This window comes from Salinicoccus hispanicus, from assembly GCF_009831115.1.
GTDB classification, from domain to species: Bacteria; Bacillota; Bacilli; order Staphylococcales; family Salinicoccaceae; genus Salinicoccus; species Salinicoccus hispanicus.
The window spans coordinates 146,344-169,913 of record NZ_WUUK01000001.1 but is presented as its reverse complement, the minus strand read 5'-3'; the positions used below and the strand labels follow the sequence as shown (position 1 = coordinate 169,913).

Annotated in this window: 17 protein-coding genes; 3 read left to right on the top strand and 14 right to left on the bottom strand. The window is 48.8% G+C overall.

Going from position 1 to position 23,570, the window contains the following annotated elements; genetic code table 11:
• Positions 1-24: 24 nt before the first annotated feature.
• The 10 genes from GQ671_RS00805 to gmk form a co-directional block, all read right to left on the bottom strand.
• Entirely contained in the window at positions 25-1,296 is a 1,272-nt protein-coding gene (locus GQ671_RS00805; RefSeq protein WP_160651231.1) for a cytochrome P450, read from the bottom strand.
• 65 nt (positions 1,297-1,361) lie between these two features.
• Complete coding sequence (pknB, locus tag GQ671_RS00800; protein WP_160651228.1) at positions 1,362-3,638, bottom strand: Stk1 family PASTA domain-containing Ser/Thr kinase; 2,277 nt, start codon at positions 3,636-3,638, stop codon at positions 1,362-1,364.
• On the bottom strand, positions 3,635-4,381 hold the full coding sequence (locus GQ671_RS00795; RefSeq protein ID WP_160651225.1) for a Stp1/IreP family PP2C-type Ser/Thr phosphatase: 747 nt from the start codon (positions 4,379-4,381) through the stop codon (positions 3,635-3,637). The genes pknB and GQ671_RS00795 overlap by 4 nt, the downstream gene beginning before the upstream one ends.
• Positions 4,382-4,383: 2 nt before the next feature.
• Positions 4,384-5,487, bottom strand: coding sequence for a 23S rRNA (adenine(2503)-C(2))-methyltransferase RlmN (gene rlmN, locus GQ671_RS00790; RefSeq protein ID WP_160651222.1), 1,104 nt, complete (start codon positions 5,485-5,487; stop codon positions 4,384-4,386).
• Positions 5,487-6,785: a 16S rRNA (cytosine(967)-C(5))-methyltransferase RsmB gene (gene rsmB / locus GQ671_RS00785; RefSeq protein ID WP_160651219.1), complete on the bottom strand. Its 1,299-nt coding sequence runs from the start codon at positions 6,783-6,785 to the stop codon at positions 5,487-5,489. Before rsmB ends, rlmN begins: the two co-directional genes overlap by 1 nt.
• Positions 6,786-7,727 (bottom strand): methionyl-tRNA formyltransferase, encoded by a 942-nt coding sequence (gene fmt, locus GQ671_RS00780; RefSeq protein WP_160651216.1) that lies wholly within the window; start codon positions 7,725-7,727, stop codon positions 6,786-6,788.
• A gap of 12 nt (positions 7,728-7,739) precedes the next feature.
• Positions 7,740-10,121, bottom strand: a complete 2,382-nt coding sequence (gene priA, locus GQ671_RS00775) for a primosomal protein N' (RefSeq protein ID WP_160651213.1) — start codon at positions 10,119-10,121, stop codon at positions 7,740-7,742.
• Entirely contained in the window at positions 10,121-11,308 is a 1,188-nt protein-coding gene (coaBC, locus tag GQ671_RS00770; RefSeq protein ID WP_160651210.1) for a bifunctional phosphopantothenoylcysteine decarboxylase/phosphopantothenate--cysteine ligase CoaBC, read from the bottom strand. The genes priA and coaBC overlap by 1 nt, the downstream gene beginning before the upstream one ends.
• Before the next feature lie 38 nt (positions 11,309-11,346).
• On the bottom strand, positions 11,347-11,541 hold the full coding sequence (gene rpoZ / locus GQ671_RS00765) for a DNA-directed RNA polymerase subunit omega (protein ID WP_160651207.1): 195 nt from the start codon (positions 11,539-11,541) through the stop codon (positions 11,347-11,349).
• Positions 11,541-12,164: a guanylate kinase gene (gene gmk, locus GQ671_RS00760; RefSeq protein WP_160651203.1), complete on the bottom strand. Its 624-nt coding sequence runs from the start codon at positions 12,162-12,164 to the stop codon at positions 11,541-11,543. Before gmk ends, rpoZ begins: the two co-directional genes overlap by 1 nt.
• A gap of 140 nt (positions 12,165-12,304) precedes the next feature.
• Between gmk and GQ671_RS00755 the strand changes: the two genes are divergently transcribed.
• Complete coding sequence (locus GQ671_RS00755) at positions 12,305-14,008, top strand: Rqc2 family fibronectin-binding protein (RefSeq protein ID WP_160651200.1); 1,704 nt, start codon at positions 12,305-12,307, stop codon at positions 14,006-14,008.
• Between the two features lie 37 nt (positions 14,009-14,045).
• Here GQ671_RS00755 and glgA read toward each other — a convergent pair whose 3' ends face one another.
• From glgA to glgB, 4 genes are read right to left on the bottom strand one after another with little or no spacing between them, the layout of a single operon-like run.
• Positions 14,046-15,452 (bottom strand): glycogen synthase GlgA, encoded by a 1,407-nt coding sequence (gene glgA / locus GQ671_RS00750; RefSeq protein ID WP_160651197.1) that lies wholly within the window; start codon positions 15,450-15,452, stop codon positions 14,046-14,048.
• A gap of 26 nt (positions 15,453-15,478) precedes the next feature.
• A complete protein-coding gene (glgD, locus tag GQ671_RS00745; protein ID WP_160651195.1) occupies positions 15,479-16,582 on the bottom strand; it encodes a glucose-1-phosphate adenylyltransferase subunit GlgD in 1,104 nt (367 codons plus the stop codon).
• A complete protein-coding gene (locus tag GQ671_RS00740) occupies positions 16,575-17,732 on the bottom strand; it encodes a glucose-1-phosphate adenylyltransferase (RefSeq protein ID WP_160651193.1) in 1,158 nt (385 codons plus the stop codon). The genes glgD and GQ671_RS00740 overlap by 8 nt, the downstream gene beginning before the upstream one ends.
• 1 nt (position 17,733) lies before the next feature.
• Positions 17,734-19,638 (bottom strand): 1,4-alpha-glucan branching protein GlgB, encoded by a 1,905-nt coding sequence (gene glgB / locus GQ671_RS00735; protein ID WP_170288597.1) that lies wholly within the window; start codon positions 19,636-19,638, stop codon positions 17,734-17,736.
• Between the two features lie 179 nt (positions 19,639-19,817).
• On the opposite strand from glgB, the gene pulA reads away from it, so the two are divergent.
• Entirely contained in the window at positions 19,818-21,887 is a 2,070-nt protein-coding gene (pulA, locus tag GQ671_RS00730; protein WP_160651189.1) for a type I pullulanase, read from the top strand.
• 23 nt (positions 21,888-21,910) lie between these two features.
• Positions 21,911-23,554: a phospho-sugar mutase gene (locus GQ671_RS00725; RefSeq protein ID WP_160651187.1), complete on the top strand. Its 1,644-nt coding sequence runs from the start codon at positions 21,911-21,913 to the stop codon at positions 23,552-23,554.
• Positions 23,555-23,570 lie beyond the last annotated feature (16 nt).

The following is a 23,570-nucleotide window of genomic DNA, read 5'->3' as shown; positions in this document are numbered from 1 at the left end:
GTCTGCAGTCTTTTTATCGCAAAATTATTTGCGATCGAGATTTTCTCTGACATTCTTAATGACAAAGCCACTCTTGACGTATCCCGGAATACTGTTGAGATCTACACTCAGATCCTGTTCAGGAACATCATAAGTGATTCTTCCTGCAAAGTATTTCATCGTTTCTTCCATGATGATGATGGTCATCCACTCACCGGCACAACGGTGGTTTGTGTAGTAGTCTCCGCCACCTTGCGGGATCAGGTCGAACGGGCTGCCATCCCAGTCGAGGAAGCGTTCCGGATAGAACTCATCAGCATTTTCAAAGACGTCGTCCCGATGCATTGTACCGTAGATGTCGAGAACCATCATCGTATCCTTCTCGATGTCGTGGCCCTCAAACTGGATGTCCGTCTTGGCCTTTCCAGGGAGGAATGGAACGAATGGGTAGAAGCGTCTGACTTCCTGGGAGAACATGTAGGCATAGTCATCTTCATTATTGATTTTCTCTTTTGAAATTGGATGTTCATGCATGGCAAGCAGACCGAATGATACGAAACGGTTGATTGCGATCAGTGGACGGAATGTATTCATGAGGTCGATTGCACAAAGTCTGGAGTCCATCGGATTGCCTTTGTAATCTTCCCAATGGGCAAACTCATAGAGTGCCGTCCCCTCCGGAGGGAATATTTTGCCTTTGCGTGTCTGGATGATCTGGTCTTCAAGCCAGTCCTCGACACGGCGGCGGGCCGCTACGGAATTCTTGTAGCCTTTGAATGCAGTACCGAGCCCTCTGAAGGAGTCGATCATGATATCCATGTCTGTCGCGATCTCTTCAATCTTCTCTTCAGGTGCCTGGACACCCGCCCATTTGGTACCGACTTTCGTCAGAAGGATGATGGACTCCCTATAGATGTTGATCTGGTCCATCTGTTCCATTCTGTGTGTATTCATATACCAGTGGTTGCGCGTCAGTTCTCTGAGGTGCTTAAGATTTGCTTCTGTCATCAATGACATGAAAAGGGCTTTTCTGTCGATGTGCTTCTTTCCTGTCGTCGTATGGATAGCACCTTTACCAAACAGTGTATTCACCAGACGTTTCGGAAGGGTCCCCGAACGTTCTGTCCTGTCATTGTCATAAAACAGCTCAGCAGCCTTTTTGCCGCTGATGACGATGGCGCGTTTTCCGCCAAGCACCTTTGTTTCAAAGATGTTATCTGATCCAAGACGTGTTCTCTGGTTCGTTGTATAGAGATATCCTTCTTTCATGACTTTCAGAGTATTATCGAGACCTTTGTCCCTCTTGATTGTGCTCATAAATTCTCCTCCAATTTCAGTATTCCTACCTCATTATATATAAATCATGCCATATATGCCAACAATTACTCGTATGCAATTTCTTCTTCTGCAATAACTTCCCCTTCTTGCTCGACACGGTAGGAAGCTGTCTCACCTTCCTGGATGACGAGGTTGATCGTATAGTCGGTGTCTTCAGTAATTTCAATTGTATCTGCGGCATCCTCGATGGAGCGTGTTTTATCTTCGATGTAGATTTCAACTGTTCTTGGCTCAGATTGATCTTCTTCATCGGAATCATAGGGAATGGCAATTTCCTTGACGAATTCTTTTTCACGCGCCGGTTCTTCCCCTAGTGAAACAATCATACGGACATTCGTATCCTCCGGGACCAGTTCACCTTCATCCGGAGTCTGGCTGATCACATTGCCTTCTTCAACTTCGCTGCTGTAGGCTTCCTGAATCAGTTCTACAGTGAACCCCTCATCTTCAAGCGCCGCTTTCGCTGTGTCATAAGGTTCTCCGGTATAATCAGTGATTTCAATCTGCGCAGGACCTTGTGAGATGGTGAATTCGAACGTCTCTTCTGCCGGTACGACTTCAGTGCCGGGTTCTATGGATTGGGAGAGGATGGTGCCGGATTCCGCGTCGTCGTTTTCCTCTTGTACTTCCAGTTCGAATCCGAGCGTTTCAAGCTCTTCTCTCACTGCATCATAGGACTGGCCAGTATAATCGGCCACTAAAGCTGTCTCGGGGCCTTGTGAAATCGTGAGTTCGAGTGCCTCATCCGTCGGTACAATTTCAGTACCAGGTTCTATGGATTGGGAGAGGATGGTACCGGATTCCGCACTATCATACACCTGCTCGATTTCAACAGCAAATCCCTGATCGGCGATTTCGGCTTCCACCGTATTATACAGCTGCCCCCTATAGTCATCCATTGCTACGGGCTCGATTCCTTGTGAGATCGTCAGTGCGAGTGAAGCTTCCTTCGGATCCACCTCCGTACCTGGGTCTATCGACTGTGAGATGATTGTCCCGGGTTCGGAAGCATCATAGGCCTCGTTCACTTCCAGTGAATCAAAACCGAGGTTATTGATCGAACCGAGGACACCATTATATCTTTCACCGGTGAAGTCCTCCATTATGTAGGGCTCTTCTCCTCTGCTGATGATGAAGTCCACTGTCGCACCTTTTTCAACTTCTGTACCGGAAACAGGTGTCGTTTCGATTATTCTATCGGCATCGAACGTACTGTTGTATTCTTCCGTTATTTCACCGAGCACCAGCTCGTTCTCTTCGAGAACCGCTTCTGCATCATCCATGGTCATATCCTGCATGTCCGGCAGGACGACTGGATCATCTCCGGGCCAGAACAGTGGCATCAGGATTGCCATGAGACCAAGTATCAGCAGTATCGGGAGCAGCCACAGCATACGTCTTCGCTTCTTTGGAGCAGACGTTTCCATTTCTTCAGACACTGATGGTTCGACAGGAGCGGATTCAACCGTCCTGTCCATATCGGCAGGCAGGACTGCAGCATTGATCGGACGTCCTTCTTTGAAGCTGTTCAGGTCCTTGAGTACGTCATCGACCCGCCTGTAGCGGCGGTTCGGCTCCTTTTCGGTGCACTTGTAGACGATGTATGCGAGATCTTCATGGATGTCACGATGCCGGGATATGTTCGGGTACGGCTCCGAAATATGCTTCAATGCCACGGCTACCGGCGTTTCCCCGTCAAACGGCAGCTCACCTGTAATCAGCTCATAGAGTACGATGCCGAATGAATAGATGTCCGTCCGTTCATCCGTCACCTGGCCTTTCGCCTGCTCCGGCGAAATGTACTGCACTGATCCCATCACCTGGTTGGTTTCCGTCAGACGGGTTTCACTGAGCGCCTTGGCAATCCCGAAATCTGTTATTTTGATCTGCTGTGATTCATTCATCAGTATATTCTGAGGTTTGATATCACGATGAATGATGCCCGCATTATGGGCGTGCTGTATACCTCTTAGAACCATTTCACTGATGCGGATCACTTCATCAATTGCGATGGGATGATTGTCATCTATGAAGGATTTCAGTGTCGGTCCATGAACGACTTCCGTTACGAGCAGATGGTATTCTTCAGATTCATCAACATCCAGCACACTGACAATATTCGGATGTGCAAGGTGGATGGTACTCTCCACTTCCCGCTGAAAACGTGCCTTCGACTTTTCCCTGTTGTGGTGATCGACTTTGATCATCTTCAGCACAACTTCACGGTCCAGTATTATATCATGCGCGAGGTAGACCGAACTCATACCGCCGCCCAGGTATTCCATCACACGGTATCGATCGGAGACGATGCGGCCGATCAATCCGATCCACTCGCTTTCAGATCGGCGAGAACCAGGCTTATATTGTCTGTAGACCCGCTTTTTTGTGCCCGTTCCATCAGCTGCGCCGCCTTATCGGGCATCGCAGTCCCTTCACGGATGATGATGGCGTGGAGCTCACTGTTGTCGAGGTTGTCCGTCAGTCCATCAGAGGCAAGCAGCAGATAATCATACTGTCTATTCCTCAACCTGAAAACATCCGCCTGGATCAGTCGGTCCGTTCCAAGCGCCTTTGTAATGATATTGCGCTTCGGGTGATGCTTGGCCTCCTCTGCTGTGATTTCCCCGGCATCAACCAGCAGGTTGACGAATGAATGGTCGCTTGTCACCTGTTCAATGCCCCGCTCATTCATTGCGTATGCCCTTGAATCCCCTACATTGAGGATGATGATTGCCTCATCGATGATTGCGCACAGTACGAGCGTCGTGCCCATACCTTGATACTCGGGATGATCCTGCTGATAATCATACATCCGTCTATTTACATCCATCACGAGGCGCCGCAGAAATTCGACGCCGTCTTCTACATTAAAAAGATTTGTTTCTGTCCAAGCAGCTTTGATTTCATCGTGTACGTACCGGCTTGCGACGTCTCCGTACCGATGGCCGCCCATGCCATCAGCCACAAGCATAAGGATCTGGCCAGTGCCATTTTCAAAAATACCTGTAACGTCTTCGTTGAGCTCTCTATAATCTCCCCGAATGCTTCGATCGATTACTTTCAAGACTACTCCCCCGTTTCCTGTTTTGATTCTTTCGCTCTAAGCTGTCCACAGGCAGCATCTATGTCCGTGCCCTGCTCTCTTCTGAGTGTCGCATTGACACCGCACTCATTCAATGTTTCAAGAAATTGGAAAATATCATCACGGCTCGTACGAACATAGTTGCGTTCCGGCACGTGATTGACAGGTATCAGATTGACATGGCACTTCAGGTCCTTGATCAGTTCGCTCAATTCGCGCGCATGTTCCGGCTGGTCATTGACGCCACCGAAAAGACCGTATTCGAAAGTGACCCTACGGTTGGTCTGCTGCTGATAATACTTCAATGATTCCATCAGCTTATCGATATCATAGGCTTTGTTGATCGGCATCAGACTTGTTCTTATATCATTGTCCGCTGCGTGCAGGCTCACTGCAAAATTGATCTGGATATCTTCGTCTGCAAAGTCGTAGATTCTCGGAACGATGCCGCTCGTCGATACAGTAATATGACGCGCACCAATGTTGAGTCCATCATCGTGGTTGATGATTCTGAGGAACTGCATCATCTGGACGTAGTTCTCGAACGGTTCACCGATGCCCATGATGACGACGCTGCTGACGCGTTCGTCCGTATCATCCAGGACCTTCTGGATCTGGACGATCTGGGAGACGATTTCCCCGGCTTCCAGGTTACGTTTCAATCCGCCGAGTGTGGAGGCGCAGAAACTGCAGCCGATCTGGCAGCCGACCTGTGTCGTTACACATACGGAATTGCCATAGTCATGACGCATCAGTACCGTCTCGATCGTATAGCCGTCACGCAGACGGAAAAGGAATTTCATTGTGCCATCCTTGCTCTCCTGTTTTACAACAGTCTCGAGCGGATCGATGCTGTAGCTTTCAGCAAGCGCTTCACGCATGCTTTTCGGCAGGTTCATCATATCCTCAAAACGGTCGACACGGTGCGTGTAGAGCCATTCGAAGATCTGTCCGCCGCGGTACTTGTCCTCACCCCACCGGAGGGCCAGGTCTTCCAGGTCTGCAAGGGACAGGGAATAGATGGAGGGCTGGTCGAAATCGGGCTGCCTTATATTTTTTATCGGTTTTTTTGGTGGTCTTTGAATCATTATTTTTCCTTCTTTCTGAACCTGGCAATGAAGAATCCGTCAGTACCTGCCTCCTGGGGCAGGATCTGTCGGTATGGGCCTTCAAAATCAAATGCATCGAGCACAAATGGATCGAATTCAATGTCGTCATTCTGCTTCATGAATGTATAGGCGACATTCTCATTCTCCATCTGATGGATGGTACAGGTGGAGTATATGAGTACTCCGCCAGGTTTCAAGTAATTTTTTATATTGGATAGGATCTCAAGCTGAAGGTCGACGAGCGTGTCGACGTCTTCCGCCTTCCGTTCATATCTGATTTCCGGTTTTCTGCGAATGACACCAAGCCCGGAGCATGGTGCGTCTACGATGATGCGGTCATACTGCTTGGGGTAGTCCTTGCTGGTGGCATCGCCTTGGAACGCACTGTAGCCGGTCAGCCTGAGACGCTCGGCCTGCTGCTCTATCTGGGCTATCTTGTGTTCGTGGATATCACTCAGGTCGACATGGCCATCTGGCACCTTCTCAAGCGCATGGAGTCCTTTGCCGCCCGGTGCACTGCATGCATCGAGGATGACATCATCCGGCTCTGGCGACAGGGCATCATTGACGAGCATCGAGCTTACATCCTGTATGCTGAAGAGCCCTTCCTGATAGAGGTCCGACTGGAGCACTTCCCCACTGACTTCGATGGCATCCTTCTGTATTTCAGAAGGAATGGCACTGAAACCTTCATCAACAAGACTCGTCACGAGCTCGGTTCGGGTGATGCGTGCGGTATTTGTACGGATGTACATTTTCGGTCGGCTGGATAGGGTGTGGGCGATCTCCCTTGCCCCGTCGATGCCGTGATGTGTCTTCCAGTGGGAGATGATCCACTCTGGAATGCTTGTTTCGATTGACAGGCGTGTAATGTCACTTTTGATTTGTGAAAAATCTTCGAGCGGTTCCCGCTCAAAGCTGCGCAGGATGGCATTGATTGCTTTGCCATCGTTTGGTCCGCCCCATTTTTTGGCGATCTCCACCGCCTCATTGATGGCAGCGTAGTTCGGCACGCGGTCGAGCCAGACAATCTGATAGACGGTAATATCGAGCAGGTTTCTCTGCCAGCGTTTCAGTTTCGTACGGATGAAAGGTCTGATGTAGAACTGTATGGTCAGCTTTTTGGAAATTGTACCATAAACAATCTCAGTGAGCAGTCCCCGGTCGTTGGCAGCAAGATTGCTGGTGTTGATCATGTCATTCAGTACTATATTGCTGTAGCCGCCTTCGTCCATCACCCGGCTGTAGGCGTCAAGCGCCATTTCGCGTAACTGCATCTACTCCACCTGCCCGAGCACAGTGCCTGTAATCTGTCTGCCTGCTGCAAATTCGGAAGCCTGCGTGCGCTTCTTGCCTGCAAGCTGTACGGCAGTGACTTCAATTGTCGCACCGTCACCACAGGCTACTCTCATGCCGTCCGGTGTCGTATCGACGATTGTACCTGGTTCATATTCCGATGCCCCTTCAGGCGGTCGTGCTTCGTATATTTTAAGACGCTTCCCGTCATATTCCGTGTATGCGCCGGGCCAGGGTGACAGGCCGCGTATATGATTGAACACTTCTCGTGCACTCCTCGACCAGTCGATCTGCTCATCCGCTTTCGAGATGTTCGGACTGACTGTCACAAGATCGGCATCCTGCTGGATGCTGTCATTCGTCCCTGAGAGTATATCCGGCAGCGTGTCCATCAGGAGATCTGCTCCGATTCCGGACAGCCTGTCATGCAGCGTTCCCGTGTCGTCCTGGTCGCTGATCGGTGTCTTGCGACTGCTGATGATGTTTCCACTGTCGAGACCTTCAGCCATATACATGATGGTCACACCTGTCTCACTGTCCCCTTCCATGATGGACCGGTGGATCGGTGCGCCGCCTCTGTGTCTTGGCAGCAGGGATGCATGGACATTGATTGCGCCAAGCGGCGGGATATCAAGCAGGGCTTTCGGCAGTATCTGTCCGTAGGCCGCCGTGATGATCAGATCCGGCTCGATTTCTGCAATTTTGCCGAGGGCCGCTTCATCCCGGATGCGGTCCGGCTGGAACAGCGGAATACCGAGTGCCTTTGCCGCTTCCGCCACAGGGGGCGATGTCAGTACCCGTTTTCTGCCCACCGGCTTGTCGGGCTGGCTGATGACCTTTGCGACATGGTATGTCTCATGGAGCCTTTTCAGTATTGGCACGGAAAAATCCGGTGTGCCCATGAATATGATGGTTTCTGTCATAGTTTATTCCTCCTACATGATCACTAGCGGATCCACATCGATTCTAAGGGAGATGCCCTCCGTCCTATATGCTTCATGGTAGTGTTCATCCAGATTATTGAGCATTTTGAGCAGCTCGGGCTCTCTTTTATATTTGAGCATGATCTGGAAACGGTACTGTCGATTGATACGCTCGAGTGGACTCGGTGAGGGCCCGACAATGATGGACTGGTCTGAAACTTCCTGGACCAGTGTATCATGGATGTGGGTCGTCGCCTTCAGACATTTTCTGATGTCCTCACTCGATACCGTAAACAGTACGTGAAAATAGTACGGTGAGTAGCGTGCCAGCCGTCTGAATGCCATTTCCTTTTCATAGAAGCTTCTATAGTCATTTTCCATGGCCAGCTGTATCGCATAGTGTGTCGGGTTGTATGTCTGGAAGATCACTTCCCCTGACAGTTCGTGACGGCCTGCACGGCCGGACACCTGGGTCAGCAGCTGGTATGTCTTTTCATTCGCCCTGAAGTCGGGCAGGTTCAGCATGGTGTCGGCATTCAATACACCGACAAGCGTCACTTTCGGATAGTCTAGGCCCTTGGCAATCATCTGTGTGCCGAGCAGTATCGGGACCTCTGCCTGCTCGAAATGATCCAGCAGCTTCTCATGCATGCCCTTTCTTCTCGTCGTATCATTATCCATCCTGACGACTTCCGTGTCGAACATGTCTCGCAAAATCTCTTCCACTTTCTCGGTGCCGGTGCCCCGGAACGTCACTTCGTCACTTTGACAATTGTCGCACGTTCTATGCACGGCACTTTCATAGCCGCAGTAATGGCACATGAGACTGCGGTTCGACTTATGGTAGGTGAGGGAGATGTCACAGTTCGGGCACATCGGCACATATCCGCAGCTCTGGCAGATCTGGAAGTTGGAATAGCCGCGACGGTTCAGCAGAAGCACCGTCTGCTCCCCTTTTTCAATCCTCTGGCGGATGCCCGCTTCAAGCGTCCCGGAAATGATGGATGTATTGCCGGTCCGGTGCTCCTCTGACATATCCACGATGCTGATTTCAGGCAGCACTTTCGTTCCTGCCCGCATTGTCAGTTCAAGGCGCTCGTACACGCCCCGCTCGCTTCTTGCAAACGTTTCAAGACTGGGTGTTGCGGTTCCAAGAATCAGCGGGCAGTCATGATATCTGCTTCTGAACTTGGCCACTTCCGTCGCATGATACATCGGACGGTCACCCTGCTTATAAGTCGTTTCATGCTCCTCATCGACGATGATGGCGCCGACATTCTGAAATGGTGCGAAGATGCTGCTTCTGGCGCCGACCGAAACACGTGCACGACCTTCCTTGATCTTGCGCCATTCGTCGTACTTTTCACCGTGCGACAGTCCCGAGTGCAGCACCGCCACATCATCTCCGAAACGCCGCTTGAAGCGGTTGACCATCTGGGGGGTCAGCGCGATTTCAGGCACCAGCATAATGGCGGTCTTCCCTTCATCCAGTACCTTCTGAATGACCTGCAGGTAGACTTCCGTCTTCCCGCTGCCCGTAATGCCGTGAAGCAGAAAAGTTTTTGCTTCCTGCGCATCCATGGAGGATGTAATCCTGTCATATGCATGCTGCTGCTCGGAATTGAGCACTTTCGGGGGATCGCTTGTAAATACGCGGTCGCTGTATGGATCCCGTTCCATCTCAGCCTCCACTTTTGCGATCAGACCCTTTTTATGAAGTGTGTTGATCAGCGCGTTGGAGAAGCCGTCATTGACGAGATCTCTGACAAACACCGGTTCTGAAGATGCATCGATGACATCATACAGTTCCTGCTGCTTTTTGGCTCGGGAAAGATCGACGTCAGACTGCTTCAATGAATGGACTGCAAGTGCCATCTTCCTTTTCGTATGCTGGGTGATGACCGTTTCTTCACGGATATCTCCGGATTTCAAATAAGGAGACAATGTTTTCAGTGCATCCGGATCAAGACGCTTTATTTCGACTTCCGACCCATTCGATACTTGCGCCAATGCATTCTCGGCTTCCTGGGTATATGAATCGGCAAGCCTGAGCACCTTTTTATAGTTTGCCTTGAGCGCAGCTGGCAGAATCGTTTCTATGACGCTGATGTACTGGTCGACATAGTAGTCTGCCAGATACATGGCAATCGTGATCATTTCCTCGGTCAGCACCGGTTCGATGTCCAGTGTACGTGCAATCTCCTTGATTCTCGCCGGATCGAAATCCGTCGTCTCATCAAGTGACATGACATAGCCCTGTATGGTTCTGGGACCGAATGGCACGAGTACCCGGTGACCGACCTGGATCAGACCTTCCATACCGGAAGGGACCCGGTAGTCGAACACCTGGTTGACGCTTTTGCTCGGTATATCAACTATGACTGAAGCAAACATTACTCGGTCCACCTCTTCGCCAGTACCTCGATGATGCGGTCGGCGAGCACCATCTTATCCATCTTTTCAAAAGGGATGCGTTCCCCTTCTTTGAACAGCATGACCACTTCATTGTCGGCACTATTCATGCCGATCGATGGATCGGACACATCATTCATGACGATGCAGTCGGCATTTTTACGCTTGAGCTTGGCAAGCGCGTACTGTTCTACATTATCGGTTTCAGCAGCAAATCCGACAACATACATGTCCGATTTATTTTCACCCGCATACTGCAGTATATCCTGTGTCTGCTTCATATCAATCGAAATACTTTCCCCGTCCTGCTTCTTCATCTTTCTGCTCTGGGGAGCCACCGGGGTAAAATCACTGACTGCTGCAGTGAAAATGCCGATGCTTGCATCCATATTGGCTTTTACAGCTGTAAACATATCATCTGTCGATACGACATCAATGACCGTGACACCATAGGGCACAGGCAGATTGACAGGTCCGCTGATGAGTACCACTTCAGCACCCTGACGGTTTGCCGCTTCAGCCAGTGCATATCCCATTCTGCCGCTGGAGTGATTGGTGATGTAGCGGATCGGATCGATCGCTTCCTGCGTCGGTCCTGCTGTAATCATCACTTTCTTTCCTTTGAATTTTTCGCCGGTTTCTAGCAGTTCTTCCACATACGCTTTTATTTCAGGGACATTTGCCATACGTCCTTTTGCGTTGTAGCCGCATGCCAGAAAGCCGGATTCGGAATCGATGAAGTGATAGCCGTCATTCATCAGTGTCTGCATGTTTCTCTGAACGGCTGGCTGCTGATACATATGGACGTTCATTGCAGGCGCCAGAATGACCGGTCTGGTATTTGCAGCAAGTACATTGAGCAGCATGTTATCATAGATGCCGTTGGCCAATCTGCTGATCGTGTTGGCAGTTATGGGTGCAACAACAACAATATCCGCCCATTCCCCGATACTGATATGGGAAATGACTGACGGATCTTCTTCTTTGAACGTATCTGTATACACGTGATTGCGGCTGATTGCCTGAAAAGCGAGCGGTGTTACAAACTCCAGGGCATTCCCAGTCAGTACAACACGGACCGCGTGACCGGACTGGATCAGCTTGCTCGTCAGGTCTACAGCTTTATATGCAGCAATGCCACCGGTAACACCGATTACAATATTTGCCATGTGTTCACCTCATAAAAAAGCTGACAAAAATTTGTCAGCTAGTGTTTTTCCTTAACTTTGTTCAGGGCAATCTCTTCCAGTGCCCGGCTTACTGTCTTCAGTGTTTCGTAATCATCCATCGCAAGATCATCCGGATGGTCCTGCAGGTGACGTGCGCGCTTGGCTGCCATGGTCACAAGGAGATATTTGGAGTTGACGTTCCTTTTCAAATCGTGAATCGCTGGGTATAGCATTATTGATTGACCTCCAGTAGCATTTTTCTTAATTTCGATTCAACACGTGCCCGCTTCATGTGGGAAGCTTCAACGATGCACTGCACCCGCTGGCGTGCATTATCCACATCATCATTAATCACAACATAATCATACAGATTCATCAGTTTAAGTTCACGTTTGGCCTCATCAATACGATGCCTTATGATTTCCGGAGAATCTGTGCCACGGTTGACCAGCCTTCTTTCGAGCTGTGTCAAGTCCGGTGGTGCCAGGAAAATGAACAGCGCCTCCGGGAATTTCTCCCTGACCTGCTTCGCGCCTTCCACTTCGATCTCCAGAAAGACATCATGGCCGGAAGCCATCGTCTGGTCCACGTAATCGACCGGAGTACCATAATAGTTGCCTACATATTGAGCATACTCGATAAATTTATCCTGCTCGATCAATGCTTCAAACTCCTCCTTGGATTTGAAGAAGTAATCCACACCATCCACTTCGCCTTCACGCTTTTCTCTCGTTGTCATGGAAATGGAGTATTTGAAATCCGTATCCGGATGGTCGAAAATCGCTTTTCTGACAGTCCCTTTGCCTACACCGGACGGACCGGACAGAACAATCAGCAGTCCCTTGTCTGAAGTCATAACACGTTACCTTTCTATTTGTAATTATATCTTAATGTACCATATCCGGAAGAAAAATTCATCATTAAATCGCTGCCTTGAACAAAGACCCCCTGTTTCATGTTAAAATATTGGGTAGTCTAAACTAGGAGGACGAAACCATGGCATTCGACGGCAACTTTGTCCACGCGCTTCTTTCGGAACTGGAAGTGCTCCGCCGGGGCAAGATCAATAGAATACAGCAGATCGATGAAACATCGCTGATTTTCAAGGTGCGTTCTCAAGGAAGCAACCACCATCTGCTCATCAGTGCACACCCGATGTATGCACGGTTTCATCTGACCGGAAAGAAATATGAGTTTCCCTTCGAGCCGCCAATGTTCCTTCGTGTCGCAAGAAAGCACCTCGAAGGTGGCATCATACAGGAGATCCGGCAGCTTGGAAATGACCGGAGGGTCGAAATCCATATACAGTCGAGAAATGAAATCGGCGATGAAATCAAAAGAATACTGATACTTGAAATCATGGGCCGTCATTCGAACATCATCATCACCGACCAGAACTACAGAATCCTTGACGGCATCAAGCACCTGACACCGAACAACAACAGTCGGACGGTCATGCCGGGCGTCGACTATACAGCACCTCCTACGGATCCGAAAATAGATCCAAGAACAGAAGCACTCCAATCACTGCCTGGGCTGATCGATTTCAACCAGGGCAAAATCGGCAAGCAGATCCTCAATAATATAGAAGGTTTCAGTCCGCTCTTCCTCAAAGAAGTCGAGCATAACGCCGGATACTTTACAATAAAGAACGTCGTACCTGCCATAAGGCAGACACTCAGCCAGGCTGAACATATCAGACCGGTTCTCTATAATAGGAGTGACAAGGAGATTTTCTACTTCACCCCATTGTCACACCTGGGTGAGGCAGACGAAACCTATGATTCGCTATCCGGGCTGCTCGACGACTACTATCACGATAGATACAGGAAATCACTCATCAGGCAGAAAGCACAGGACTATCTTCAACTCATCGAGCGTGAGTATGATAAGACGATAAGAAAGATTGACAAGCTCGGGGATGACCTGAAAGAAGCGGAAGAAAAAGACAAGTATCAGAAATACGGAGAACTTCTCACTGCATATATGCACCAGGTGAAGCCGTATGACGAAAGCCTTGAGGTGATCGACTACTACACAAATGAACCACTCATCATTCCGCTCGACCCACATCTTTCAGCAAGTGACAACGCCCAGAAATACTATAAGCGGTACAACAAGCTCAAAGCACGCCAGAACAGTGCTGCTACCCAGCTCGATCACGCTCACGAGGATATGGAGTATCTGTCCAATCTGCTGCATCAGATGGACACCATAACGACAGAAGAGGAAGTGGATGAAGTACGTGAGGAGCTTGTCGACCAGGGCATCCTGAAGAACAACCGCAGGCAGTCCAGAAAGAAAAAGCAAAAAGTCCAGCTCCATGCCTACACGACTTCGAACGGCCTTGATGTACTTGTCGGCAAGAACAATAAGCAGAATGACTATCTGACAACGAAGAAAGCACAAAACAACCACCTTTGGTTCCATACGAAAGACATACCTGGATCGCACGTCGTCATCACCAGTCCTGCTGCAGAAATCAAGGAGCAGGATATACTGGAAGCGGCAATGCTCGCCGCCCACCATTCCAAAGCCCAGGATTCCGAGTCGGTGCCTGTCGACTATACAGAGATCAGGCACGTTCATAAGGTCAGCGGCGCAAAGCCTGGATTTGTCACATATACCGACCAGAAAACAGTCTTTGTCACTCCAGACAGCCAGAAAGTCGCAACCATGGAACGTGGCAGAACAGATTAAAAAACATCGTACGGTAGGAACCGTACGATGTTTTTTATTATGCGCCGTATAGACCCAGATACTGCTCGGCCGACTTGGCCCAGCTATAGTCAGACGCTGTCATGTTTTTGCATAGAGCTTCCATGTGGGACTTCTGATGGAAGATGTAGAGGCTGTACTTCATCGCATTGAGCAGTTCATGCGCATTATAGTTTTCAAATGAAAAGCCGTTGCCCGTCTGCTCGAATTCATTATACGAGATGACCGTATCTTTCAGTCCACCTGTCTCCCTGACGATCGGAGCCGTCAGGTAACGGATGGCAATCAGTTGACCCAGCCCACACGGTTCAAACAGGCTCGGCATGATGAAGAAATCACTTGATGCATAAAGTTTCCTTGCATAGGACTCACTGAATCCAAGCGTCACATGCACCTTGTCCGGGAAGTTGTAGGCAAGTGACTTGAAATAATCCTCATAGCTACTCTCACCGGAACCAAGAACGACAAGCTGGACATCCTGGGTCAGGAACTCATGCATGATATGTTCAATCAGATCAATGCCCTTCTGGGCAACGAGCCGTGTCACAATACTATAAAGCGGAATATTTTCATCCACCTTCAGACCGAGATCCTGCTGCAGAGCCGTCTTGTTTTTCAATTTGGTCTTGCGTGAAGAACGATAGCGGTAGTACAACGCTTCATCCTTGACCGGATTATAGTCGGCCACATCAAGACCGTTGATGATGCCATGCAGATCTTCCCTTCGGTATTCCAGAACTGTTTCCAGACCTTCGCCGAAAAATGGTGTCATGATCTCTTCAGCATATGTCTCTGAAACGGTTGTAATCGCATCCGCATGATGGATGGCGGCCTTCATCATATTGAGCATTCCCTGCCACTCGAAACCAGCGTAGTGCTCTCTTTCCAGATTGAACAGTTCGCTGAATGCAGATTCTTCAATCCAGCCCTGGTACTGTATGTTGTGGATCGTATAGACGGTCTTCATGCCCGGATGCGGGCGCTTGATGCTCGCAATTGCCACTGCACCACCCGTCTGCCAGTCATGGCAGTGGAATACATCAAAGTGCGCTTCCACCCTGTACATGAACTCGATGATGGCATTGGAGAAATAGACGAAGCGCTCGCCATCGTCTATATAGCCATACAATCCATCACGATTGAAGTAGTATTCGTTGTCGACAAAATAGTAGGTTATGCCGCGGCCTTCATACTTCAGAATACGCGTATACTGATTACGCCAGCCGACAGGCGTATTGAAGATCATCACTTCCTCCATGTCCTGACGGTATTCGGAATGGATGATCTCCTTATAGAGGGGAAGGATGACGGAGACCTTTGCCCCTTCCTTCACAAGTGCCTGCGGCAGGCTGCCTATCACGTCTGCAAGTCCTCCGGACTTGATGAAAGGCGTACATTCACTTGCAGCAAATAATACATGTTTCATACTGTCACTTCTTTCCCGTATCATAGTTAGATTGTAGATCTCTTGGCGACGACATATGGCTTCTCTTCGGAACCTACCAGCTGCCTGCCTTCAGTAATTCTGACATCCTTATCCAGAATGACATTTTCAAGATGCGCTCCGGGTTCGATGCAGCAGTTGGCGAATATGATTGAGTTTTTGACAGTGGCGCCTTTGCCGATCCATACGTTCCTTGAGATGACCGAGTTCTCGACTGAACCTTCCAGTGTGACGCCATTGGCGACGACAGAACGTCTGACACTGCTGTCATTCTTGTAGAGAGTCGGCGGGTTCGTGCTTACTTTCGTCTTGACCTTCTTCTGGCCATAGAAGAAATCGCGGTACCGCTCTTTATCAAGCAGCGCCATGCTGTTGTTGAAATAGGACTGGACAGAATGGAAGTACAGTGTATTTCCATCGATATTGTGGAAGCCGGTGTCATAATTTTCAAGCTGTTCACGTATTCCATGATGGAAAAGATTCTGCTTATAGTTGTCGATACAGAACTGTACTATATTTTCGAGCACACATTTTTTGATGATATAGACCCCTGTATAAAGATGTCCATTGCTCTGGTCATGAGTGAAGCCTTTCAGCTCCTCCCCTTCCGTCACCATCCTGAGGACCGGGCTTTCAGGAATATTGCCTGACACTTCTTCACCTACGAATGTAATGTCACGTCCCGATTCCCTGTGGGATTTCACCGCTTCCGTATAGTTGTCATTTGAGACGAACTGTGTTCCTGATATGAGAACATGTTCCGCTTTTGAACGCCTGAGGAGATCGGCATGGTTATGGAAATACTTCAGATCCCCCTGTGAAATGTCTGAAGGGTCATTCCAGTCGGGAGGCAGTACGAATATTCTGGCGTGCTTGCCTTCAAACCCGAATTCCTCCTTGCGGTTCAGGTGATCCAGAAGGGATCTGAATTTATTGCCTGAAAAAACACCGGTAACGTTGACGCCGGAGTTCACCATATTTGTTATTGTAAAGTCGATCAGGCGATAGCGACCCATGAAAGGCACTGAACCGCTGCTTCTGAAGTAGGTCAGTTCGCCCAGATAATCCTGTTCCGGCTCGAGGTTGATGATTCCAAGCAGTTCGTTATTCATTTTGACTGCCTCCTTCTGAGATATAGTCGTTCAGATTGTTCGGACTGATGACAATCGGCTCGTCATCCGATGCGATGATGCTTGTGCCGTCAGGTATTTCCACTTCTGCCATGACGATGACACGTTCGAGTGTCACATTACTGCCTACGACAACATCCGGGAAGATGATGGAATCCCTGATTTTGGCACCTTCTTTTGTCTCCACACCAACGAATAGGATCGAATTGTCAATCGTCCCCTCGATGAATGACCCGGGAGATATGAGTGAATTATTGATTTCTGCAGACTCACCGATATATTCAGGCGGACGATTCTCTTCATTCGGGTAGGTCGGCCACTCCTGGGACATGAGCAGAGTCTGCAGATCCTCTTTCAATAGATCCATGTTCGCTTCCCAGTAGCTCTTGATTGTACCGACATCTTTCCAGTAGCCGTCAAACCTGTATGCATATAGACGTTTCTCATCGTCCAGAAGCTTGGGAATGATGTCCTTGCCGAAATCATGGTCGCTTTCTTCATCTTTTTCATCTTCCAGAAGGTACGGTCTGATCTGACGCCAGTTGAAAATATAGACACCCATGGAAGCCAGGTTGTTTTTAGGATGCTCTGGTTTCTCATCGAATTCATAGATGCTGAAATCCTCGTTCGTATTAAGTATACCGAAGCGGTTTGCATCTTCAAATGGCACTTCGATAGCGGAAATTGTTGCATCAGCATTATTGTTGCGGTGGAATTCGAGCATTTTTGTGTAGTCCATCTGATAGATGTGGTCGCCACTCAGTATGATCAATTCGTCAGGATCATACTGCTCCACAAAGTGCAGATTCTTGACAATCGCATCTGCCGTCCCGCTGAACCACGCACTACCCTCACGGCTTGAATATGGAGATAGTATGCTGACACCGCCGTACTGCCGGTCAAGCCCCCATGGCTTTCCGATACCGATATGCTTGTTGAGAATAAGGGGAGAGTACTGCACGAGTAGACCGACAGTCGATATGCCGGAGTTGGCAAGGTTGCTCATTGTGAAGTCGATGATCCTGTACTTGCCTCCGAACGGTACCGCCGGCTTTGCCAGATCTTTTGTCAGTTCTCCAAGACGGGTGCCCTGTCCCCCTGCCAATAACATTGCTACTGTTTTAGTTGTCATATTACTTCCTCCCATTTTTCTTATCTTCTAAATCAAATACCTGGAATGCCAATGGTGCCACGCTGATCTGGATATACTGAGATTCTCTGATGTAGCTTTCATCACTGGTGAAATGGCGTTCACTGCTGACTACACCGGAACCGGAGTAGCTTTCGCTGTCACTATTGAATATTTCACGGTATACCCCTGGTTCCGGCACGGGAATTCTGAAATCGTGATAGACTTCCGGCCGATAGTTGAAGACACAGATCTTGAATGAATCCCCATATTTTCGTGCGTAGCTCAATATGGAGTGGGTGCTGTCATCGACAAGCAGCCATCTGAAACCTTCGGTCTGGTAATCGGAACGATGGAACTCCGGGTATTTCTGATAGAGCCGGTTCAGATCAGCTACGTATTTCTTCAGGTCAGAATGGATAGGATAGTCGAGCAGATGCCAATCCAGCTGTTCTTTGTCCTTCCACTCATGATACATGCCGAATTCCTGACCCATGAACAGCAGCTGTTTGCCGGGTTCACTCATCTGGTTGCCATAGAGCAGCCGTGTCTGGGCGAACTGCTGCCACTGGTCGCCCGCCATCTTGCCTACAATGGATTTCTTTCCGTGCACCACTTCATCATGCGATAGCGGCAGCAGATAATTTTCATTGTACTTGTAGGCCATTGAGAATGTGAGTTTATTATGATTGTACTCCCGCGCGTGGAAATCCTCTTCCATGAAATCCAGCCGGTCATGCATCCAGCCGAGATCCCATTTGAAGTTGAAACCGAGTCCGCCGGTATGGACAGGACTGGTCACCATGGGCTCATCGGATGAATCTTCAGCCATCATGAGCAGTGTTTCATCATATTCAAAAGCAACAGTATTCAATTTTTTCAATAGTTCAATACCCGCAATGTTATCTTCTGTACCATCTTCGTTGAAAATTTTACTATTTTCTTCGCGATTTTCAAAATTCAGGTCGATCATGCTGTGTACTGCATCGATTCTGATACCGTCTATATGGAATTCCCTGATCCAGTACATTGCAGCTGAAACGAGGAAGGACTGGACTTCCGGCCGGCCATAGTCGAATGTCAATGTGCCCCATTCCCGCTTTTCGGCAATCTCCTCATTCGGATGTTCATAGGTCGGTGTGCCGTCAAACTGGCGCAGCCCGTGTGCATCCTTGCAGAAGTGTGCCGGTACGAAATCCATGATGACACCGATATCCGCCTTGTGCAGCTGGTTGATCAGATACTTAAGCTCCTCGGGTCTGCCGTAGCGGCTTGTCGCCGAGAAGTATCCGGTGACCTGATAGCCCCATGACAGGTCGAATGGATGCTCGGTCAGAGGCAGAAACTCGACATGCGTGTATCCCATTTCCTTCAGATACGGAATCAGTGCGTCCGCCACTTCCTTGTAGCTGTAGTGTGCTTCATCTGTAATCTCATCGACTGTCCTGTTCTCAGTGTTTTCAACCGGATGCTTCATCCACGTCCCGAGGTGCACTTCATAAATGCTGACCGGAGACTCATAAACATTGAGTTTTCTGCGCTTTTCCATCCATTCTGAATCTGTGAACTTGAAATCGTCCTCATGGATGATGCTGGCTGTCGCCGGGCGCTTTTCATGGTAGAAACCGTACGGGTCGGATTTCAGATGATGTGTATCTCCAAAATATATTTTATATTTATATCTGTCTCCGGCCTGCAGACGGGGGGTTGTCAATATCCACAGACCCTGGTCACCCAGTCTTTCAAAATCGAATCCCTCTCCTGTATAGTCATTCTCGTCACAGGCAAGCTGTACATGTTTCGCATTCGGTGCCCATGTGATGAACCTTACGGTGCCATCATATACATGTGCGCCTAGAAAATCATATGCTGTGTAATGGGTGCCCTGATGAAATAGATATTTATCCATTTCCAAGTTTTTTCCATTCAAAATATTTCCCCCTTTACGTTATACTTATGACATACCCTTAAATTGATTTTACCACTCAAAAAATACTAATGTATGAAAAAGTTATAATAATCTGAATTTATAAGGTATATTCATTTTATATGTTAATAACATTCACTTCAAGCGGACGGAGGCTATTTATGATTGATGCATATCTTGATGCACCATATCAGATCACAATACTGAGCAATAATGCCCAGAACTTACAGAAAAAAGATCTATCAGTCATCCAGAATGATGATGCGCTGCCAATCAGTACAATCGAGAAATATGACAGCTATCTTACGGTGTGGCTCACCAGACCTGTCAGTCTGGATTACTTCACCTGCATCAAACATGACGGCAGAATGTATCCCCTCATGATGGGACGCTATCCGATGTCCATTGAATTCGACCTGGATTATGCAACGGACCAGCTTATGGGCGCGAACTACGAGCGGTCTCATACAACCTTCAGAGTGTTTGCTCCGACAGTCATCGAATGCCGGCTGATTATTGATGGTGAGCCCCACGCCATGGAAAAGATCAACGGCTATTTTGAAAAGACCATCGACAAGGACTGCCACGGTAAATACTACCACTATGAAGCCAGTCATAATCATGTGACACATAATATCATCGATCCTTATGTCAAAGCAGTATCAGCAAACGCAAAAGAAGCGATGGTCGTCGACTTCGACCGCCTGATGCCAGGCTACACCCACCATCCTGTGCCGGACATTCCAAATGATTCTGCCATCATCTATGAGATGCATGTCAGGGATATCACATCCCATCCGAACAGCGGCGTAAGAAAAGAATGGCGCGGGCTCTATCTCGGGATGACCGAGTCGACTTCCACGAAGCACCGCCTGACAAGCGGTCTCAGCTATATGAAGGAGCTCGGTGTCACACACGTCGAGCTGATGCCGGTGAATGATTTTGCCACTGTCGATGAACTCAACCGGGAAACGAAGTATAACTGGGGATATGACCCACACTTTTTCATGGTGCCGGAAGGCAGCTACGCGACGGACCCAAGTGACCCGATCAGCCGGATCATCGAACTGCAGACACTGATCCGTACACTCCATGAAAACGGCATGAAGGTCATACTGGATGTCGTCTATAATCATGTCTACCAGATAGAGACATCCAGCTTCGAAAAACTGGTGCCAGGCTACTACTTCAGGCATAATGCCGACCTGTCCCTGTCGAACGGCACCGGAGTGGGCAATGATTTCGCAACCGAAAAGCTGATGGCGCGCCGGTTCATTACAGATACCATCACTTTCTGGCTGGACCAGTACCGCATCGACGGCTACCGCTTCGATCTTATGGGCGCACTGGACATCGAAACAATGCAGTCCATCGAATTCATTGCAGGAGAACAGGACCGTGATATATTTCTTCTCGGTGAAGGTTGGGACCTTCCTACTGCCCTCGACTATAATAAAAAGACGCTTCCGGAACACAGCTACCGCGTCCCATCGGTTCATTTCTTCAATGATCATTTCAGGGACGCGCTCAAAGGAAGCAACTTCGACCTCAGTGAAAAGGGGTATGTGAATGGCGATGGCCAGGGAATCGATACAATCAGGGATCTGTACATGGGACGCCAGCGGCCTTTCACCGCCCAGATGAGCATCAACTATGTCGAGGTCCATGACAACCACACATTGTATGACCGTCTGAGATATTCTTCCGGCAAACGGCAGTATATACTGGAAAGCCAGCATCAGATTGCGACAGCACTCGTACTGCTTTCCTTCGGCACCCCGTTCCTCCATGCAGGCCAGGAATTTTTCAGAACCAAGTTCGGTCACGGCAATACGTACAACCTGAGTGATCTGCTCAATCGGATGGACTGGAACAGACGGGCCAAATATCAGGATAATATAGAGTTCGTCAAATCACTGATCCAGTTCAGGAAGAAGGAGGATGTTTTCAGACTCAAAGACAGGGAAAGTATTGGCAAGGCATTGTCGTTCATGACTTTCAGCAATCTGCCGAACGGATTTGGTGTACGCATTTCACACGGGACGAGCGAATTCATGATCATCATCAATCCGACTGAGAAATCCATGGAACTCGATTTCGATGAATCGAGCAACTATGAGATTGAGATTTCCAACCAGAGACATTATGATAAAGGTGTATATAACCGTAGTTTCTACATCAAGGGCTATGAAGTGGCAGTACTGAGGAAAGTGACAGACAGCAAATACTAAGAATATCAGGAGTGTGATTATCAATGGACAGAAAACAGTGGGAAGATAACATCGAGGGCAGTTTCATCTCAGCAGAGGCCTATGGCGCTTTATCCGATGAGGAGAAGGATGATGCATATTCGGATATGCTGTCGTTCGGCACAGCGGGAATCAGGGGAAAACTTGGCCTTGGACCCAATCGCCTCAATCGATACAATGTCGAGAAGGTTGCGCTCGGCCTAGCGCATGCACTCGAGGGGAAAGCGAAGCCGCTCGTAGTCATCGGATATGACACACGTCACTTCTCCCGTGAATTTGCAGAGACGATGACAAGTGTTCTTGTCCATAATGATGTGGCTGTCCGCCTGTCGGAACAATACATCTCAACACCGGAGCTTTCCTTCCACGTCAGGGAACATGGTGCAGAGTTCGGTGTCATGATTACAGCAAGTCACAACCCGCCTGAATATAACGGCATCAAAGTGTATGGTTCGGACGGTGCGCAGCTGATTGATGATCCAGCTGCTGAACTGAGCAGGAAAATAAACGCCATCGAAGATATATTCAATATCGACAGCACTGCATTCGATGAAGCCCTTGAATCCGGCCGGGCGAAGTATATAGACGCAGAAATGGAAGAGCGCTATAGAAAGAAGATCACATCATTCATTCCCGAGATACCAGAATCGGATCTCGAGGTCGTATTCTCCAGTCTGCATGGTACCAGCGTACCGATTGTTCCGGAAATGCTCGATACTCTCGGCTTTGGCAACTACACGCTTGTCCAGGACCAGTGCCGTCCAGATGGAGACTTTCCGACCGTCAAGTCCCCGAACCCTGAAAGTGTCGAGGCATTCGAGGAAGCAAGGAAGCTCGGGACCGAAACAGAAGCGGATGTTCTGATTGCTACGGACCCGGATGCCGACAGGATCGGTCTGCAGGTGCTCCATGAAGGCAACTACGTTCATCTGAACGGTAACCAGCTCGGAATACTTCTTCTGGACCATCGTCTGAAAATGCATGAAGGCAGCACCCCTGTCATCATCAAATCCATCGTGACCAGCGACCTTGGCCGCAAGATTGCCGAGGATAATGGTGGTAAAATGATCGAGGTCCTGACCGGTTTCAAATATATTGGTGAACAGATCAGACTGCTCGAGGATGATGAATCCCAGCAGTTCATCCTCGGCTATGAAGAGAGCTATGGCTACCTGCTGGAACCATTTGTAAGGGATAAGGATGCCATTCAGATTGTACCCTACATCATATCAATGGCAAGTGAATTGAAGAATGATGGTAAGACTCTGGTGGATGCACTCGAATCCATCTATGAAAAGTATGGTCGCCGGATGGAAGTCCTGTTCAGCCATACATTCGAAGGCTCAAGCGGCAAGAAAAAGATCGATGAAATCATGACCCAGTTCCGCAACGATTCACCGGATGAGATGGAAGGGCGCAAAGTGGTGATGACCGAGGACTTCGAGAGCCAGGAAAGAACCTATAGTGACGGCACTTCGGAAGCGATTGATCTGCCTAAAGCAAACGTCATCAAGATACACTTCGAAGATGGCTGGATCGCACTCCGCCCTTCCGGTACGGAACCAAAGATCAAACTATATGTATCTCTTGATAGTGACGACATCGAAGCAGAATCAAAATCCATCAATGAAATGATATTTGAAGATTAGAATAAAAAATGACCGG

Excerpts from the sequence above, each read along its gene's own strand:
- GQ671_RS00805 (WP_160651231.1), bottom strand. The coding sequence starts at position 1,296 with ATGAGCACAATCAAGAGGGACAAAGGTCTCGATAATACTCTGAAAGTC.
- rlmN (WP_160651222.1), bottom strand. The coding sequence starts at position 5,487 with ATGATTCAAAGACCACCAAAAAAACCGATAAAAAATATAAGGCAGCCC.
- rsmB (WP_160651219.1), bottom strand. The coding sequence starts at position 6,785 with ATGCAGTTACGCGAAATGGCGCTTGACGCCTACAGCCGGGTGATGGAC.
- fmt (WP_160651216.1), bottom strand. The coding sequence starts at position 7,727 with ATGACAGAAACCATCATATTCATGGGCACACCGGATTTTTCCGTGCCA.
- priA (WP_160651213.1), bottom strand. The coding sequence starts at position 10,121 with ATGTTTGCTTCAGTCATAGTTGATATACCGAGCAAAAGCGTCAACCAG.
- coaBC (WP_160651210.1), bottom strand. The coding sequence starts at position 11,308 with ATGGCAAATATTGTAATCGGTGTTACCGGTGGCATTGCTGCATATAAA.
- rpoZ (WP_160651207.1), bottom strand. The coding sequence starts at position 11,541 with ATGCTATACCCAGCGATTCACGATTTGAAAAGGAACGTCAACTCCAAA.
- gmk (WP_160651203.1), bottom strand. The coding sequence starts at position 12,164 with ATGACTTCAGACAAGGGACTGCTGATTGTTCTGTCCGGTCCGTCCGGT.
- GQ671_RS00755 (WP_160651200.1), top strand. The coding sequence starts at position 12,305 with ATGGCATTCGACGGCAACTTTGTCCACGCGCTTCTTTCGGAACTGGAA.
- glgA (WP_160651197.1), bottom strand. The coding sequence starts at position 15,452 with ATGAAACATGTATTATTTGCTGCAAGTGAATGTACGCCTTTCATCAAG.
- glgD (WP_160651195.1), bottom strand. The coding sequence starts at position 16,582 with ATGAATAACGAACTGCTTGGAATCATCAACCTCGAGCCGGAACAGGAT.
- GQ671_RS00740 (WP_160651193.1), bottom strand. The coding sequence starts at position 17,732 with ATGACAACTAAAACAGTAGCAATGTTATTGGCAGGGGGACAGGGCACC.
- glgB (WP_170288597.1), bottom strand. The coding sequence starts at position 19,638 with ATGGATAAATATCTATTTCATCAGGGCACCCATTACACAGCATATGAT.
- pulA (WP_160651189.1), top strand. The coding sequence starts at position 19,818 with ATGATTGATGCATATCTTGATGCACCATATCAGATCACAATACTGAGC.
- GQ671_RS00725 (WP_160651187.1), top strand. The coding sequence starts at position 21,911 with ATGGACAGAAAACAGTGGGAAGATAACATCGAGGGCAGTTTCATCTCA.